Below are 18,320 nucleotides of genomic sequence, written 5' to 3' on the forward strand. Positions count from 1 at the left end.
ACATGCTTAATGCAAAGTTAATCAAAGAGGCAATAAAACAGGCATTTATTAAGTTGCATCCTAAAAAACAGTGGCGCAATCCAATCATGTTCGTTGTGTATGTGGGTAGCATATTGACGACATTACTTACTATTCAAATGTGGGCTGTAGGTCATAATTCAGACTCTTATTTCAACTTATCCATTAGTTTATGGCTATGGTTTACCATTTTATTTGCTAATTTTGCAGAGGCCTTAGCTGAGGGGCGAAGTAAAGCGCAGGCAGATAGCTTAAGGCAAACACGCCAAGATATCAAAGCACGAAAGTTGGAGAGTGTAGTCCACAAAGAGACGTTCACAGAGATACTTGCGAGCGATTTAAAAAAGGGTGATATTGTCATTGTAGAAGCAGGAGAAATGATTCCTGCTGATGGAGAGGTAATAGAAGGACTAGCCTCTGTAGATGAGTCTGCGATAACAGGAGAGTCTGCTCCTGTTATCCGGGAGAGTGGGGGAGACTTCAGTGCCGTAACAGGAGGTACAAGAGTTTTATCTGATTATTTGATAATAAAGATTACCCAAGATAAAGGGCAGGGCTTTTTAGATCGAATGATTGCTTTAGTTGATGGTGCTAAACGTAGGAAAACGCCTAATGAGATTGCATTAACTATTTTATTAGTTGCATTGACGTTTATTTTTTTGATGGTGTGTGTGACTTTGCTACCGTTCTCTAAGTTTGCTGTACTTTCTTCGGGAACAGGTGTGCCTGTGACAGTAGTTATACTAGTGGCTTTACTAGTTTGTCTAATACCTACCACAATTGGAGGCTTGCTTTCAGCCATTGGTGTTGCGGGTATGAACCGTATGATGCAAGCTAATGTAGTGGCTACTTCTGGTCGTGCTGTTGAAGCAGCGGGGGATGTAGATGTATTGCTATTAGATAAGACAGGGACAATAACATACGGAAATCGTCAGGCATCGCAATTTATAGCTGCTCCAGATGTTAGCGATAAAGAACTAGCTGAGGCAGCATTAATAGGATCATTCATGGATGAAACGCCAGAGGGACGAAGTATTGTTAAATTGGCTCAGCAAAAATTTAAATTCACTAATGAAGTGACTGAGTCAAAAGATTTTACTGTAATAGAGTTTAGTGCTCAGACTAGAATGAGTGGTATAGATATAGACGAGCGTAAGATCCGTAAGGGGGCGTTTGATTCAATCTCTCGGTGGGTTACAAATTTGGTGGGGGATTGTCCCTGAAATTATTACTTTTCATGTTGAAAGTATTGCGCGTCAAGGTAGTACACCGTTGGTAATTGCCGATAGAAAAAAAAATATTGGGTGTAGTTGAATTAAAGGATACAGTGAAAGCAGGTATTAGAGAGCGTTTTGCTGAATTGCACAATATGGGTATTAGTACGGTAATGATCACTGGTGATAATGTGTTAACAGCAGCTGCTATTGCTGCAGAAGCAGGAGTAGATGACTTTATGGCAGAGGCTACTCCTGAGCAAAAATTGACGCGCATTCGTAGTTATCAGGAGCAGGGCAAATTAGTAGCAATGACAGGAGATGGCACTAATGATGCTCCCGCTTTAGCTCAAGCTGATGTTGCCGTAGCGATGAATAGTGGTACTCAAGCAGCTAAAGAGGCAGCTAATATGGTTGATTTAGACTCAAATCCAACTAAACTTATTGAAATAGTGCAGATTGGAAAACAAATGTTAATGACTCGCGGTGCTTTAACGACGTTTAGTCTAGCCAATGATATTGCAAAATATTTTGCTATTATTCCTGCAGCTTTTGCTAGTACATATCCAGAATTAAAAGTGCTAGATATTATGGATTTAGGTAGCCCTTCATCTGCTATTTTATCGGCTATTATTTTTAATGCATTGATTATAGTGGGTCTAATTCCTCTTGCCTTAAAAGGGGTAAGGTATCGTGCCACTAAAGCAGCTACTTTACTAAGAATTAATTTTTTAATTTATGGTTTTGGGGGGGTAATACTTCCTTTTGTTTGTATTAAAGCTATAGATATTTTTCTAAATGTTTTTCATTTAGTTTAGGATTGGAGAATGTTATATCATGAATAATACAACGATTCTTAATAGTACAAATAGTGCCATTACGGTAACTAACAAAGAGAGTGTAATGACTAAAGTTTCATTTTTGAAGCCTACTTTTTATTTGTTTTTTTTATTGAGTCTTATTTTAGGTCTTATTTACCTTTGGGAATGACAGTTGTTTCACAAGTATTGTTACCAGAAAAAGCGAATGCTAGTTTGTACTATGATTCGAATGGAAAAATAATAGGATCTGAATTGATAGGACAAAAGTTCGATTCCCCTAAGTATCTTTGGGGGCGCCCTTCGGCTAGTGGATATGATGCAAAATCGTCTGGTGGTAGTAATTTTGGACCATTGAATCCTGAACTTGTCAAAAATGTTCAAGAGAATGTGGATGCCTTGAAAAGTAGTCACCCAAATAATAATAATCCTATCCCCTTAGATCTTGTGACAGCTTCAGCAAGTGGACTTGATCCACATATATCTCCTGAGGCAGCTGCTTGGCAAGTAGGTCGTATTGCTAGGGAGCGTGGAGTGAGTCAAACCATTGTGCAACAAATTATACAAAACCATACTACTTTTCCTATAATAGGATTGTTAGGTGACCCTACGGTAAATGTTCTCGGAGTTAACCTAGAGTTAGATGCAATGATTAAGTAAGCTAAATGTGGAGCTGATATGAATGATAGTCGTCCATCACCTGATGAATTACTAGATCAAATACATCAAGAATTTATTGAAACCCAAAAAGGTAAACTAAAAATCTTTTTTGGCTCATCAGCTGGTGTTGGTAAAACATATGATATGCTCATGGTTGCTCATCAAGCACAAGAAAAGGGGCTTAAGGTAGTAGTAGGAGTTGTTGAAACTCATGGTCGTAGTGAAACAGCAGCTTTGCTTGAGGGTTTGACAGTATTGCCACTGAAGACCATTCAATATCGTGGACAAGATCTTAAGGAGCTTGATTTAGACGCTGCTTTAGAACAACGCCCTGATATTTTACTAGTTGATGAGTTGGCACATAGTAATGTACCAACTTCACGTCATGCAAAACGCTGGCAAGATGTGGAAGAACTCATTAATGCAGGTATCAATGTTTATACTACTCTTAATGTTCAGCACCTGGAAAGTGTTAATGATGTAGTTAATCAAATTACTGGTATCACGGTAAGAGAAACAGTACCTGACTGGTTTTTTGATTCAGCCAATGAGGTTGTATTAGTAGACTTGTCAGCTAATGAGTTATTAAACAGATTTCACAGTGGAAAAGTTTATCTTCCGAATCAAGCAAAAAAAGCGGTTAAAAATTTCTTTCGTAAAGGGAATTTAATTGCTTTAAGGGAATTGGCCTTAAGAAGAACAGCGGAACATGTGGATGCAGATATGCGAGATTATCGAAAAAGAGCTCGAATATCGCCTATATGGAATACAACTGATCAATTACTTGTTGGAGTAACAAGCACTGGAAATAATGAGGTATTAATACGTCATGCATATAGATTGGCAGGCAGCTTACATTCAAAATGGCATGTGGTTTATGTTGAAACTCCCCATTATATAAATAAAAAATAAAAAAAAAGTATTAGACGCTTTAAGAATGGCAGAGGAGCTTGGAGCTACAACGCAAATTATTAATGCTAATACTATTGCTGAGGGGCTAGTTAGTTATGCACACCAATTTAATATAAGTAGAATTGTTATAGGACAACAGCGCCCCAAAATTATGAGTTTTGGATCTTCATTGGTTAATCAACTTTCCAATCAAGATGCTAAGCTTGATTTAATTTTAGTTAATCAAGTAGCTGAGAATGATAAGCCTATATCTCAAGAGGTTAGATCTGAGAGCTCAAATAATGGTAGCAATTATTGGTCTAAAGATAACTTATATGGTTATTTAATGGCATTTTTAGGATGTATAGTTGTTATTTCTTTAGCAACCATTACTCATTGGCTTGATTTAGCGAATGTGTTAATGCTATATCTGTTGGTAATTGTATTTGTATCAGTGAAATTTGGCCGTTTACCAGGTATTTTTGCAGTTTTTATTAGTGTTTTAAGTTTTGATTTTTTCTTTGTTGAACCAAAATTTTCTTTTTCGGTGAGAGATGTACAATACCTATTAACTTTTAGTGTTTTGATTATTGTATCATTATTGATTAATAATCTAGCGGTAAATTTACGTTTTCAAGTACATTCAGCGAGATATCGAGAACAACAAGCTAAATCAATCAGCCAATTAGCGCAAGGGTTAAGTGCTTCACGTAAAACCGATCAAATAGCCAGTCATGCAACAGCATGGTTATTACAATACTTAGCTCAAAATGTATTGATAATTACCCCAAATCATCAAGGACGTTTAAAAATAGCAAATAATACTCAAGCTTCTTTAGAATTTGACTGGATTGTAGCTCAATGGGTTTATGATAATAAGCAAAAAGCGGGTGTTGGCACACATACACTAGCGGCAAATAAAATGCAATATAGACCATTGATTGCATCAGGAAATGTTTTGGGAGTATTGGCCTTATATCCTAAAGATTTGACTTCTTTTAACGCACCAGAACAACAGCGTTTTTTGGATGTGGCAGTAGCCCAAATAGCTTTGGCTTTAGAGCGAATTTTTTTTGCCAAAATCGCCCAAGAGGCTGTGGTGAAAGCAGAGTCTGAACAGCTTAGGAGTACTTTATTATCAGCGTTATCCCACGATATTCGGACGCCTCTAACCGTGTTAACAACGCTAGCGGATAGCTTGTTAAAGGTCACAGATCAGCAACAACAATATCAGCTAGTAAAAGATATTCAACAACAAAGTAGAGCAATTCAACGATTAGTTGTAAATATTTTGGATTATGCTGTATTGCAATCAGGGGGGGTAACTGTGAATCAGCAATGGATAAGTTTAGAGGAGTTGATAGGAGGATTGTTACATCAATTAGAGTTTGCTCTGGATAACCGGCATGTTAGTGTAAAGATTCCCGAGGAATTACAGTTTGTCTATACAGATGAATTACTACTGGCAAGAATCTTAAATAATTTATTGAATAATGCTATTAATTATTCACCTCCACACTCACCAATCTATATCGAAGCAATGATTGCTGATAAATCACATTATCACATTAATGTTATTGATGAGGGGATGGGGGTACCTTTACAAATGCAAGAAAAAATTTTTGAAAGATTTACACGAATAAATACAGAAAGCACAGTGACTGGCTTAGGCTTAGGTTTGGCATTAAGCCGTGATTTAGTCAAACGATTAGAGGGGACATTAACAATGCATAATATCGTTCCTCATGGTGCTTGTTTTACCATTGAATTACCATTATTTGTTGAATAACGCAGAAAGGCGTATTATGATAGCGTTCTATAGGTGTTAACTATTTTTCAATGATTAAGAATTAGAAACATACTTAAATGAAAAAAATTTTAGTTATAGAGGATGAACAGCATATATCTCGATTTATCCTAAAAGTTCTTGAAGATGAAGGGTATCAAACATTTATGGCTCTCAATGGTCAGCGAGGTCTGATTGAGGCGGCATCACGTAGACCTGATTTAATCGTTTTAGATTTAGGTCTACCTGATGGTGATGGTGTGGATATTATCCGTGATGTACGTACTTGGTCGAATGTGCCAATTGTCGTTTTATCTGCTCGAGTAGATGAGCAAGATAAAATCAATGCCTTAAATCAAGGAGCCGATGATTATTTGATTAAACCATTTAGCATTGGTGAATTAATCGCAAGAATTAATGCCCAATTGCGACGCTATCAACATGGTGAAAATGATAATGCCATCATAAATATAGGCAATATAGAGGTTGATTTGAGTTGTCGTCAAGTCATTAAGAATAATGAAATTGTACATTTAACCCCCATTGAATATAAGTTGTTAATCGTACTATTACGTAATGCTCAAAGAGTACTGACTTACCAGCAAATTTTGAATGAAGTATGGGGAAAGGGGCATCAAACACAAGAGCATTATGTACGTATTTTTATGTCAAATTTACGTCAAAAACTAGAGGATGAACCGTCACGCCCTAACTATTTACTGACTGAGATTGGCGTGGGTTATCGATTAAGAATGTAATACTGTTAAAAACTTCTAGACTATAAAGAAGTTTTTAGTAATTATGTTTATTTAAATTCAAAAATTCTACTGATTTTGACACTATGACTGTTTTATTTGATATTCACCCAGACAATCCTCAGCAACGCTTTATTTATCAAGCAGCGACTATTATTAAAGAGGGTGGAGTAGTAGCTGTCCCAACAGATTCTAGCTATGCAATAGTGGCTCGCTTAGATGATAGTGATGCAGCGAAAAAATTGCGTCATATTAGGGGGCTGGATGATAAGCATTTATTGACATTGTTATGTAGAGATTTAGCAGAAATTGCCCATTTTGCTAAAGTAGACAATCAGCAATATCGATTGCTTAAATTGGCGACTCCGGGGCCGTGGACATTTATTCTTCAAGCAAGTAAAGAGGTTCCTCGTCGTGTGTCTCATCCTTCACGTAAGACAATTGGTATCAGGGTACCACAGCATGCAGTCTTACTTGCATTGATTGAAGAGGTGGGAGAGCCTTTATTATCAACTACGTTTATTGCTAAAGATGAAGAACATCCATTTACCGATCATGAAGATTTTATTGATCTTTATAAAGGGCAGTTAGATGGTGTAATCGTTTCGGGTGCTGTTTCTGCTCAACCAACGACGGTGATTGATTTAACTGGTGAGGTGCCAGAGGTACTTCGTCTAGGTATGGGTGATCCCGAAAAATTAGGTATCTTTAGTGATTGAAACATGAAGAATCAATAAATTGACTGTTTTCTTTTGTTTTTTTCATTTTATTGCTATTGCTAACGGTCATTTTCATTTAAACTAGAACATAATTATATTTTGGCTATTATTTTAGGACTAGAGTTATGGTAGCAAATGCTTTTGACTATCCTCAGTTTAAAGGCAGTATTCCTGCGTTAATCACACCGATGCTAGAAAATGGTGAGATCGATTTTGAGGCTTACAAAAAATTAATTGATTGGCATGTGCAAGAGGGTTCAGATGCTTTAGTAGTGGTAGGTACTTCTGGTGAGTCACCCACCGTTGATTTTGAGGAACATGGTGAACTTATTCGTGTCGCTGTGACTCATGCTAATGGTCGTATTCCAATCATCGCTGGTGTTGGTGGTAATTCTACAAAAGAAGCCATTTATTTAACACAACATGCTGAAAAAGCAGGTGCTCAAGCGGGTTTATCAGTAGTTCCTTACTATAATAAACCTACGCAAGAGGGGATGTATTTGCATTTTAAAACGATTGCCGAAAATACATCGTTACCTATCATTCTTTATAATGTTCCTGGTCGTACATCGGTTAATATGACTAATGAGACGATTATTCGTCTTGCACAAATCCCGGGCATTATGGGGATTAAAGAGGCTAGTGGTGATATTTCTCGTCTAGGTGAGCTTCTTCGTGATAAGCCAGATCATTTTCAAGTATATTCTGGTGATGATCCAACGGCCGCTGCATTAATTTTGCTTGGTGGTAGTGCCAATATTTCGGTGACGGCTAATGTTGCACCAAGAGCGATGCATGATTTATGTGTAGCAGCAGCTCAAGGAGATTTGGCAAAAGTTAGAGAATTAAATGGACGTTTAGCCACCTTGAATCGTTTATTATTTGTTGAAGCTAATCCTATTCCAGTGAAATATGCTGTAGCACGAATGGGTTTATCTCAATTAGGTTATCGTTTACCTTTATCTCATATGTCAGAAGGTAATAGAGTTTTAGTTGAACAGGCATTGAAACAAGCCGGTTTGATTCAATAATTAAAAAGGGTTATAAATAAATGCGTATGATGACCATGAAACGTATTGCTTCAGTTTTATTAGTCGGTTTTTCTTTATCAGCATGTAGTACGATTGATGATTTAATGGAGTCAGAACAAGTCGATTATAAAAGTACAGTAAGAGGTGATCCATTAACATTGCCGCCAGATTTATCATCTGCACAGATTAACCCACAATATTCAACACATGATGGGGCTGCATCAGCAGCAGCTTATAATCAAGCTTTAGCTAAATCTCAAAAACAACGTGCTAATGGTGGTGTTTTACCGACTGACGGTGAGATGCAAGTGCTACGAGAAGGTGATAAACGATGGCTACAAGTTAATCGTGATCCCAATGTTGTCTATCGAGATGTCATTGCTTTCTGGGGCAATGAGGGGTTTACTATCAACAGAGACAATCCAGCAGCAGGTATTGTTGAAACTGATTGGGCTGAGAACCGTGCCAAAATTCCAGGAGGACTCTTACGTCGTGCTTTAGGCTCTATTATTGATATGGTGGCTGATAGTGGTGAGCGCGAGCGTTTTACTACTCGCCTAGAAAGAGTTAATGGCAAAACAGAAGTTTTCATTAGCCATGAGCGTATGGTAGAAACATCTATGGATAGAGATGGTACATCATTTAAATGGTTACCAGCAGAAGAGCAGCAAGAGTTAAATGCAATTATGTTATCTCGTTTAATGGCATTTATGGGGGCTCCCAAAGAGAAAGCTCGTGAAGCCGTGAAAGCAACTAATTCGACAGCATCACAGAAGGCGTATAAAGCAGACTTTGTAGGAAATAATGTTGCTTTAGGGATGAATGCGAATCAAGAAAGCGCTTATCGCCAAGTTGGTCAAGCCCTTTCAAGTGCTGGTTTTACCATTGATAGTTCAGATGCAAGTAAAGGGGATTATATTGTTCGTTATCTAGATACGGATACAGGCGAAAAACGTAAGTCATCAAATATTATTTCGCGCTTGTTTGGTGACAAGGGTAATAAGATTGCTGTTCCATATACAATTAATGTTACTGGGGAAGGAGCTCAGTCAGTTATCAGTGTGCGTAATGCACAAGGAGCTGTTGATCAATCTGAAACGGCACGTCGAATCCTTTCCGTATTACGAGAAAAACTTTAATTTAATGAGTTAAGTATAAAGTCATTCCGATTGAATACTGCTTATCGAATATAAAACCCCGTAAGTGAATTTACTTACGGGGTTTTAATTAGATTGTATTAGAGTAAGCTAATTAGCCAATTATTATTCAAATTAAGCCAATACTAGCCAACCATCATCAATCCAGCGATGTAACAATTCAAAGGTTTCCATATCTGATAGACAAGCTTCACCAGCCGTAATATAACGATTATCCGCTAACTGTTTTAATAGTTTATTTAATTTGATAGTGACAGCTTCCCCATTGATAAACAATTGTTTATCACGATAAATGATGCGAGTTTTTCTATCGGTTTTAATTAAGGTCGATGCTGGTAAGTCCTCAATATTTATTTCCTCTTCAGCAAAATCAAATACACTTAATTGATTGGGCTCTGTTAGCCAACAGCCAAGAAAACGTACAGCTAGATCTTCAGTGAATTTAATTTTTTCAGCTGCTTTTAGGGCATCTGTAATCATTTTTTCAGGTAATGCAGCAGGGTGACTGCTCGCTTTAGCACCCTTGTCGTGATAGTAGCCAGAAACCTTAAAACCTTTTATCGCTGGTTCGGAATAGACACCACTTCCTAAGCCAGAGTTAACACTGACTTGATCGGCAGCGGCTTCAAAAATGCCGCGGACCATATTAGCAAACGATAGTGTTCTGAATCCAAAAGAAATTGTCACACAGTCTTCTGTCTCAGCAATACCGTCATGAGCACATTGTGGTGGCAAATAGAGCATATCTCCTGGCTCTAGTACCCATTCTTCTTCTACTTGGAAATTTTCAAGAATACGGCAAGGTAAGTTTGGAATAAGCGTTTGATCTTTTTGTTGGCTGATTCTCCAGCGACGTTGTCCATGACCTTGAAGTAGAAATACATCATAAGTGTCAAAATGAGGACCTACACCACCACCCTTAGAAGCAAGACTAATCATCACATCGTCAAAACGTGCATCAGGGACAAAGCGAAACAATTGAGCTAGATTAGCCACATTATCATCATGTAAGTCAACACTTTGAACTAATAGTGTCCAGTCATTTTCACTCATTTTCGGTAATCGTGAAATAGGTCCTTTTTTTAGCTTCCATTCACCATTAAAATTGGATACTAGACGAGACTCGACATTCTCTTGCTTGGCGAGTTTTTTTAAATTGGGTATGCTGATCGGAAGAGAGAAATTTTTAAATGCTTGACGTATTAGTACTGGTTTGCGTTGCCAGTATTCTTGCATAAATTTCTCTGGACTAATGCCACCTAATAAATCTGTATTTTCCGTTAAATTAATCATTGTCATAGCTTATTGACGACCTTCGTCGTCTCCAAAAAGATTGCGAAGTTTGTATAAAGCATTGAGTGCCTCTCGAGGACTCATATTATCAGGGTCTAATTCATTAATGAATTGGCGCAAGGCTTGTAATTCCATAAAATTATCATTTTGTTCCTCATCTTGAATCTGGGCTTGAACAAATAAGTCTAGCTGCGGTGTGGGTGTATGATCGGTATTAGCCTCTAATCGTTCAAGTTCTTTTTTAGCTTGTTTGATGACTGCAGCAGGAAGACCTGCCTTTTGTGCGACTTGAATACCATAGCTACGACTAGCGGGGCCGGCTTGAACCTCATGTAAAAAAGCAATACCCGTAGAAGTTTCAGTAGCTGCAAGATGAACGTTTTTTACACCGTCTAGTTGCTCAGGTAGTTGAGTGATTTCAAAGTAATGCGTAGCAAATAAAGTAAGTGCTTTATTATGGGTTAATAAGCGACATGCAATTGCCCATGCCAAAGAGAGACCGTCATAGGTTGATGTACCACGACCAATTTCGTCCATTAAAACAAGACTATGTGCTGTACTATTAGCTAAAATAGCAGAAGCTTCAATCATTTCCATCATAAAGGTAGATCGCCCACCAGCTAGGTCATCAGCTGCACCAATACGGGTAAAAATACGATCAATAGTCCCTATGGAGGCTGAGGTGGCAGGGACAAAACTTCCCATTCTGGCTAATAAAGCAATCAGCGCTACTTGACGCATATAGGTTGATTTACCCCCCATGTTTGGTCCCGTAATTAATAACATTCGGGTCTGCGGATCCATATGGCAATCATTAGGTGTAAAGCGCTCTATAGTACGTTCTACGACAGGGTGACGACCACTTTCAATATGAATAGTAGGATGATCAGTGAGAGCAGGGCGCACCCATTCATATTCACGAGCGTGGTGAGCTAAGCTTGTATATACATCAATTAAGGCTAGCGTTTTAGCTAATTGTTGTAATGGTGTTACCCATTGTTGAAGGGATTGTAATAATTGATCAAATAAAAATTTTTCTCTACTTAAGGCGCGATCTTTTGCGGAAAGAACTTTATCCTCCCATGACTTTAATTCTGGTGTGATATAGCGTTCAGCATTCTTAAGTGTTTGTCTACGACGATAATGTTCAGGGACTTTATCTATGTGCGATTTGGTGACCTCAATAAAAAAGCCATGTACGCGATTGTATTCTACACGGAGATTGGGAATGCCTGTACTTTCTTTTTCACGTGCTTCTAATTCAAGGAGAAATGCGCCGCTATCACTCGCTAATAGTCTGAGCTCATCTAACTCCATATCAAACCCGTTGGCAATCACACCACCATCGCGTACCATCACTGAAGGCTCTTGTTCTAAGCTTTTAGCTAGTAATGGATATAGAGGGGCTGGTGTCAATAAAGGGTTAATTAATTCAGTCTCTGTGTCTAAGTTTATATAGTGAACTAGAAACTCAGCTAATTCAGGTAAGCTAGCAAGCGCTTCGCGTAGGCTTGCTAATTCACGAGGTCTGACAGAAAGTAATGCAATACGTGTACTAATACGCTCAATATCGGGAAAAATAGCTAATTTATCTCGTATGGTTTGCAATACTTGGTCAGGATGCAATTCTAAGGTACGAGGGCTTAAAAAGTGTTCAATAAAATTTAATCTTTCTTCAACACGTACTAAGTTGTCTCTCAAAGGGAGATGTAACCAATGTCGAAGCAAACGACTACCCATAGGAGTTTGGCAATGATCCAATAGAGAAAAAAGCGTAGGCGAAGTTTCACCGCTTAATGTCTCTGTGAGCTCAAGATTTTTGCGTACTAACAGGATCAAGAATTATATAGTCTGAGCTATGTTCTTGAGTAATACTATGGATATGGCTGAGTGATTGGTTTTGTGTACGTTGTACATAACGTAATAATGCACCAGCAGCACAAATTGCACTAGTAAACTCTTCAATTCCAAAAGAGCTTAATGAGGAAATCTGAAAAAATTGAGTGAGCTGATGAGTAGCTTCTTTTAAGTCAAAATGCCAATCAGCTGTTTTGCTCATTGCGGCTGAGTAGGTTGTTTCAAATTTGAAAGAATCAGCCGTGATAATTTCAGCAGGAGCAATTCTAAAGATTTCAGATTCAATATTTTCATCATCTGTTTCGCAAATTTTAAATTCACCACTGGCTAGATTTAACCATGCAAGACCAAATTTAGGTTGTTTACCTTTATGTGGCTTAAATACAGAGAGAAGTGTTTTGTCGGAACGAGAGGGAAGAAGATTTTCATCCGTTAATGTACCTGGAGTCACAATACGAACAATTTTACGCTCTACAGGTCCTTTGCTTGTTGCTGGGTCACCTATTTGCTCACCAATAGCAACAGATTTCCCCATAGCGACTAAACGGGCTAAATATTGTTCCATGGCATGAGCCGGTACACCTGCCATAGGAATAGGCTCTCCATTAGATTGTCCACGTTTGGTTAATGTTAGATTGAGCAAACGTGCTGTATCAATCGCATCATCATAGAACATTTCATAAAAGTCACCCATACGATAGAATAACAATACGTTGCCAACCTCAGCTTTAAGGCGTAAGTATTGTTGCATCATAGGGGTATGCCCTGAAAAAGGATTTTGTTCTGTAGTTTGATCAGACATGCTGTTATATCGTGTTTTTGCTATTAATCATTGTGGTAATTTTAACATGCACAATAGTTAAAACAGTAATGAATAGTATTATTTCATGTGGACTAGAATTGATTAGAAATAGTAAAAAAAGAAAAACAAACTACAATAATAGGAATCATAAAATTTAAAAGGTTATCTTGATGGATTGGGTGAAAATGTGGGAGAGATATTCTCCTTTAGTAGAAGACTTTGTGCTTAATTTCTTTTCAGCAATAATTATTTTTATCATTGGTTGGTTTATCTCTAAATGGGTAGCTAGGGGTATCCGTCGAATGGCGATGAAGTCCAGTGTTATTGATAACACGGCAGTTCCTATGATACAAGCCATTGTTCTCTGGACAATCCGCATTATTGTTGTTATGGGTGTACTCACTCAGTTTGGCATTAAAACAACTTCTTTTATTGCGGCTTTAGGTGCAGCAGGTTTAGCGATTGGTTTAGCTCTCCAAGGAACTCTACAAAATATTGCGGCAGGTATTATGTTAATTATGCTAAGACCCATTAGAACAGGTGAGAGTGTAGATATTATTAGTGCGAATGTTTCAGGCGTAGTATCTGAAATTAGTCTATTTTTGACCCGAATTATCAAGTATGACGGTATTCAAGTGACTATCCCTAATAGTGTTGTATGGGGGAGTACTATCACAAATTATAGTCGGAATAAAAATCGTCGTATGGATATATTGGTCACAGTGAGTTATGGTGATGATTTAAATAAAGCTATTCAAGTGTTACAAGAGGTAGTGGATAAACAAGATTTTATTCTAGATGAACCTATACCAGATATTTATGTTAGCGAGTATCGTGAATCAGTCGTCGTTATCACTATACGTTTATGGACGCCAGCTAATGTATATTGGACAGTAAATGCAGCGTTAATGAAAAAAGTACGTATCGCACTTGAAGAACAGCATTTCCAATTACCCGTACCAGCTAGAATTAGTAAAAATACGGTGGATGCTACAGTGTAATTAAATTGTGTATTTGATTTACTATTAAGGCTTAATACCCTTTAGGTGTTTCATCTAAAGGGTATTTTAGCTTTTTGCTAAGTTGTTTTTTAGGGGTGATAATAGGTTTTAGCTTATGCAACAAAAAATATTTTAGATTGAAAAAATTTACTAGTGAACTAACTAGATTTAATTGTGTATAGAGCTATTTATTGTTATCGCTTTCTTGATGATTAGAAAAGGATGAAGGTAGTTTTAAAATTTGTGTGCATACCCCGCGCATCATATCGGTTTCTTCTTGAGTCAGTTGGCTACGATTGAACCAGTGACGCATACGAGGCATCAGCTTTTTGGGATGAGCAGGATTGAGAAAACCAATATGTTCGAGAGCTTCTTGCCAATGTTGAATTAATGCTTCTACTTTTGCATGGGAGGCGAGAAGTGGATGATGGTCATGAGTGGTAGACTCTTTTACTTGGCTTGAATAAGCATAGCGTAATTCCCATGCGGCTAATTGCAATGCCTGGGCAACATTGAGAGAATTATAGGCTGGATTAGCGGGGATATGACAGATACGATGACAAAGACTTATCTGTTGATTATCTAACCCAATCCTTTCTGGTCCTAGAATAATCGCAATTTGAGTATTGCTATTGTCACTAAGGTGGTGGGTACTTTCAATGGCGGCTTGTCGAATATCAACAACGGGCGGTCCCATATCACGTGAACGTGCGGTTAGGCCAAAAGCAAGAGTAATAGGAGCTAAAGCTTGCTCTAAGGTGTTACAAATAATGGCTGTGTCTAAAATATCGACAGCACCACTAGCAAGGGCAATAGCATCAGGATGTTTATGCAAATCTGGATATTGAGGTGCTGCTAACACAAGTTCTTTAAATCCCATCGTTTTAATAGCACGGGCAGCAGATCCAACATTACCTGGATGACTAGTTCCCACCATAATAAAACGAGTACGATTAAAATAGTCTTGCATAATAACCCTTAAAAATAAGTAAAAAATATTAATTTCACTAGTATATAAGAACATACTCCTTTAAAATAATGGTTTATCTTATTTAGCCATAATTCTTTGACTCTTCGATTCACGATTGATTCCTTGACACAGTATTATTGGCACTATCTTTAATCTCTTTAACATAGTAAAAAAATGCATCAGTTTCTAACGATTGCCACCAAGGCTGCCCGTCGTGCGGGTAATATTATTAATCGTGCTAGTCTTGAATTAGAAAAAGTACAAGTGGCACGCAAAGGGGCTCATGACTTTGTCACAGATATTGATCGAGCATCAGAGAATGCCATCATCGAAATTATTCACGAAGCCTATCCAGAACATTCAATTTTAGGTGAAGAAACAGGTCTTACCAAGGGTACTAAGAGTGAGCCTGAGTTTCAATGGATTATTGATCCATTAGATGGTACTAAGAACTTTATCCATGGTCTGCCTGACTATGCTATTTCTATTGCTGTTGCCGAACGAGGCAAGATTATGCATGGTTTAGTCTATGATCCTAACCGTAATGAGATTTTTACAGCTTCTCGTGGTGTAGGGGCTTTTTTAAATGATCGTCGTATCCGTGTTAGTCATCGTACGCGATTAGAGGATGCATTAATTGCTGGGCGCTTACCTTATAATTCTTCAGACGAGGATAAAGCACGTTTTTATCACTTAATTGAAAAAAGTAAATGCTTATCGTCGCTTAGGCTCAACAGTATTAGAATTAGCTTATGTGGCAAGTGGTCGTCTAGACGGCTATTGTGGTGCCAATCTTCAAGCGTGGGATGTCGCTGCCGGTAGTCTACTCGTATTAGAAGCAGGTGGATTAATTGGTGACTTTGACGGTGAGCAAGGTTGGATGAGAACAGGCAATGTTCTTGCAGGCTCCCCCAAATTATTCCCCCATCTAGTTAGTGCCATTAACGGTTAATTGGATATAAAATGCTTGATTTTTTATTTTTACTAAAAGCCGCTTTTTTAGGTATTGTAGAGGGTGTTACTGAGTTTTTACCAATTTCAAGTACAGCCCATTTATTGATTGTTGGTGACTGGATAGGCTTTGATGCAGGTCAAGATAAGGTCTATGAAATAGTAATCCAATTGGGGTCGATTTTAGCGGTAATGTGGATTTATCGCCAAAAAATTAGTGACGTATGTGTAGGGACGATTAAACGTAACCGTAGTGATTTATTTTTTGTCCGTAATTTATTATTGGCTTTTTTACCTGCGGCAATTATAGGTCTTTTACTGATTAAATATATCAAGCAATTATTAGATGGTCAGTTTATGGTTTATGCCATTACATTAGTAGTGGGTGGTCTCATTATGTTATGGGTAGAAAGTCGCCCTGAAATGGCGAAGCATACCCATCTAACAGATGATGATTTAAGTCATAAAACACAACGTATTGAAGATATTTCTGTGAAACAGGCGCTTGTTGTCGGTTTTGCACAATGTTTAGCGATGATACCGGGGACATCACGTTCAGGATCAACAATTATTGCTGGCATGTTAGCAGGTATTCACCGTAAAACAGCGACAGAATTTTCTTTCTTCTTAGCTATGCCGACAATGATTGCTGCAACGGTATTGAGTCTTTACAAATATGGCTCTTATTTATCTGAGAGTAATTTATTAGCCGTTGTGATTGGTTTTGTAATGGCATTCTTGAGTGCTTTGCTAGTGGTAAAAGCGTTATTAAGCTTTGTGGCAAAGTATTCATATAAACCATTTGGCTGGTATCGAATTATTTTTGGTTTGATTGTCGGGATATGGGCTTATAATCTGGTTTAAATTTGAACTGATATAAGTATAAATTTAAAGATTAAACCTCTTGTAGTGGCAAGAGGTTTTTTTTAGTCTGCAATATGAACTGGTATGGATATTTATATCTATCTCTATTTAAACGAATTTATCTAAGAAATGATATATTAACTATTACTTTATCAATAGAGTAATATCTAGTTGCTACGGCTATCCCATCAATACTGAAAACTATGTATGATTGATGGAAAATTAACAGGAACTTGTATGCATCAATTACCCATTAATATTAATGATTTATTAGCTAACCATAGTATTGAAAGTGAGCGTATTGAGTATAAAGAGGGTTGGAATCCTGAAAGTATTTTACATACAATTTGTGCTTTTGCTAATGATTTTTATAATTTAGGTGGTGGGTATATTGTAATTGGGGTAAAAGAAAAAGATGGTATTCCTCAACTTCCACCAGTTGGATTGCGGTCCGAACAGATTGATGTTATTCAAAAAGAATTGGTGAGTTTAGAAAAAAATGCAATTCAGCCGAGTTTCAATACATTAACAGCTACTTATAATATTCAAGGTAAACTAATTCTGGTACTTTGGGTTGTAGGTGGTGAAGTTCGTCCATATAAAGCAAAAAAAAGCTTGGGTAAAGAAAATAAAGGTTGGGCTTACTATATTCGTAAGCATACAAGTACAGTGGTAGCTACTGGAGCTGATGAGCAAGAATTAATCAGTCTTGCCAATTCAGTTCCATTTGATGATAGATTGCAGATTGCCTCTAGTCTTGATGATTTAGAGCCACACTTAATTCGTGAGTTTTTAACAGAAATAAAAAGTGATTTAGCTAAAGAAGCGAAATCTTTATCAGTAATAGAATTAGGACAACGGATGAATATCATTGGTGGTACAGCTGAAACATTGTTTCCTAAAAATGTAGGTCTGATGTTTTTTAATAGTACGCCAGAACGCTTTTTTCCCTATAGTCAAATCGAAGTGGTGTATTTTCCTGATGGTACTGGTGGCAATCAGATTGATGAAAAAGTATTTAAAGGTCCTGTTGGACGTATTGTTCAGGATGCTTTAATATTTATCAAAAATCTATATCTGAAAGAAAGAATTCATAAATTACCAGATCAGGCAGAATCTAAACGATTTTTCAACTTCCCATTTGAGGCGATCGAAGAGGCATTGGTAAATGCCGTTTATCATCGTTCCTATGAAATTCGTGAACCGATAGAAGTAAGAATAGAACGGACAGGAATAAGTATTTTGAGTTACCCTGGTCCTGATAGGTCTATTAGCTTAGATAAACTACAACTAGGTAAAGCAGTGAGTCGCCGATATCGAAACCGTCGGATAGGTGAGTTTTTGAAAGAATTGGATTTAACAGAAGGTCGGTCGACAGGTATTCCGAAAATTTTACGAGTAATGATGGAAAATGGTTCTCCGGAACCTATTTTTGAAACTGATGATGAACGTAGCTATTTTCTAATTCATTTACCAATTCATGCTGATTTTTTGGATAATGATGAGAGGAGTATTCAAGATACCCCCCAAGAT

The 18,320-nt window shown here is 37.5% G+C and carries 12 protein-coding genes and 3 pseudogenes; 12 read left to right on the plus strand and 3 right to left on the minus strand.

The annotated features are described in order from the left end of the window. Nucleotides 1–2: 2 nt before the first annotated feature. From kdpB to bamC, 8 genes and pseudogenes are all read left to right on the plus strand, one after another. Nucleotides 3–2,050: pseudogene (gene kdpB / locus V757_RS20515) on the plus strand (potassium-transporting ATPase subunit KdpB). A gap of 168 nt (nucleotides 2,051–2,218) precedes the next feature. Further along, a complete protein-coding gene (gene kdpC, locus V757_RS20520) occupies nucleotides 2,219–2,710 on the plus strand; it encodes a potassium-transporting ATPase subunit KdpC (RefSeq protein ID WP_315970374.1) in 492 nt (163 codons plus the stop codon). A gap of 18 nt (nucleotides 2,711–2,728) precedes the next feature. Continuing rightward, nucleotides 2,729–3,622 carry a histidine kinase gene (locus V757_RS28905; protein ID WP_052019292.1) on the plus strand — a complete coding sequence of 298 codons (894 nt, stop codon included), beginning with the start codon at nucleotides 2,729–2,731 and terminating at the stop codon, nucleotides 3,620–3,622. Nucleotides 3,623–3,647: 25 nt separating this feature from the next. Continuing rightward, nucleotides 3,648–5,390, plus strand: coding sequence for a DUF4118 domain-containing protein (locus V757_RS20525; RefSeq protein WP_052019294.1), 1,743 nt, complete (start codon nucleotides 3,648–3,650; stop codon nucleotides 5,388–5,390). A 77-nt stretch (nucleotides 5,391–5,467) separates the two neighbouring features. Beyond that, a complete protein-coding gene (locus tag V757_RS20530) occupies nucleotides 5,468–6,145 on the plus strand; it encodes a response regulator (RefSeq protein ID WP_023950599.1) in 678 nt (225 codons plus the stop codon). An 83-nt stretch (nucleotides 6,146–6,228) separates the two neighbouring features. Then, nucleotides 6,229–6,861, plus strand: coding sequence for an L-threonylcarbamoyladenylate synthase (locus V757_RS20535; RefSeq protein ID WP_023950601.1), 633 nt, complete (start codon nucleotides 6,229–6,231; stop codon nucleotides 6,859–6,861). Nucleotides 6,862–6,986: 125 nt separating this feature from the next. Continuing rightward, a complete protein-coding gene (gene dapA / locus V757_RS20540; protein ID WP_023950603.1) occupies nucleotides 6,987–7,892 on the plus strand; it encodes a 4-hydroxy-tetrahydrodipicolinate synthase in 906 nt (301 codons plus the stop codon). Between the two features lie 20 nt (nucleotides 7,893–7,912). Then, the gene (gene bamC / locus V757_RS20545; protein WP_023950605.1) at nucleotides 7,913–9,031 is read left to right on the plus strand and encodes an outer membrane protein assembly factor BamC; all 1,119 of its coding nucleotides are present in this window, start codon (nucleotides 7,913–7,915) and stop codon (nucleotides 9,029–9,031) included. A 132-nt stretch (nucleotides 9,032–9,163) separates the two neighbouring features. On the opposite strand, the gene V757_RS20550 is transcribed toward bamC, so the two are convergent. Together V757_RS20550 and mutS are read right to left on the minus strand one after the other, a co-directional pair. Beyond that, nucleotides 9,164–10,339, minus strand: a complete 1,176-nt coding sequence (locus tag V757_RS20550) for a JmjC domain-containing protein (RefSeq protein ID WP_390621559.1) — start codon at nucleotides 10,337–10,339, stop codon at nucleotides 9,164–9,166. Between the two features lie 12 nt (nucleotides 10,340–10,351). Further along, nucleotides 10,352–13,001: pseudogene (mutS, locus tag V757_RS20555) on the minus strand (DNA mismatch repair protein MutS). Between the two features lie 170 nt (nucleotides 13,002–13,171). Here mutS and V757_RS20560 point away from each other — a divergent pair. Continuing rightward, nucleotides 13,172–14,002: a mechanosensitive ion channel family protein gene (locus V757_RS20560; RefSeq protein ID WP_023950609.1), complete on the plus strand. Its 831-nt coding sequence runs from the start codon at nucleotides 13,172–13,174 to the stop codon at nucleotides 14,000–14,002. Nucleotides 14,003–14,186: 184 nt separating this feature from the next. Here V757_RS20560 and V757_RS20565 read toward each other — a convergent pair whose 3' ends face one another. Next, entirely contained in the window at nucleotides 14,187–14,972 is a 786-nt protein-coding gene (locus V757_RS20565; RefSeq protein WP_147628855.1) for an RNA methyltransferase, read from the minus strand. A gap of 174 nt (nucleotides 14,973–15,146) precedes the next feature. Between V757_RS20565 and V757_RS20570 the strand changes: the two are divergent. The 3 genes and pseudogenes from V757_RS20570 to V757_RS20580 form a co-directional block, all read left to right on the plus strand. Then, nucleotides 15,147–15,924: pseudogene (locus V757_RS20570) on the plus strand (inositol monophosphatase family protein). An 11-nt stretch (nucleotides 15,925–15,935) separates the two neighbouring features. Continuing rightward, nucleotides 15,936–16,787 carry an undecaprenyl-diphosphate phosphatase gene (locus V757_RS20575; RefSeq protein ID WP_023950613.1) on the plus strand — a complete coding sequence of 284 codons (852 nt, stop codon included), beginning with the start codon at nucleotides 15,936–15,938 and terminating at the stop codon, nucleotides 16,785–16,787. A 207-nt stretch (nucleotides 16,788–16,994) separates the two neighbouring features. Continuing rightward, a partial coding sequence (locus V757_RS20580) for an RNA-binding domain-containing protein (RefSeq protein ID WP_218184491.1) occupies nucleotides 16,995–18,320 on the plus strand: 1,326 nt, incomplete at its 3' end.

The organism is Pelistega indica (assembly GCF_000506865.1).
GTDB lineage: Bacteria > Pseudomonadota > Gammaproteobacteria > Burkholderiales > Burkholderiaceae_B > Taylorella > Taylorella indica.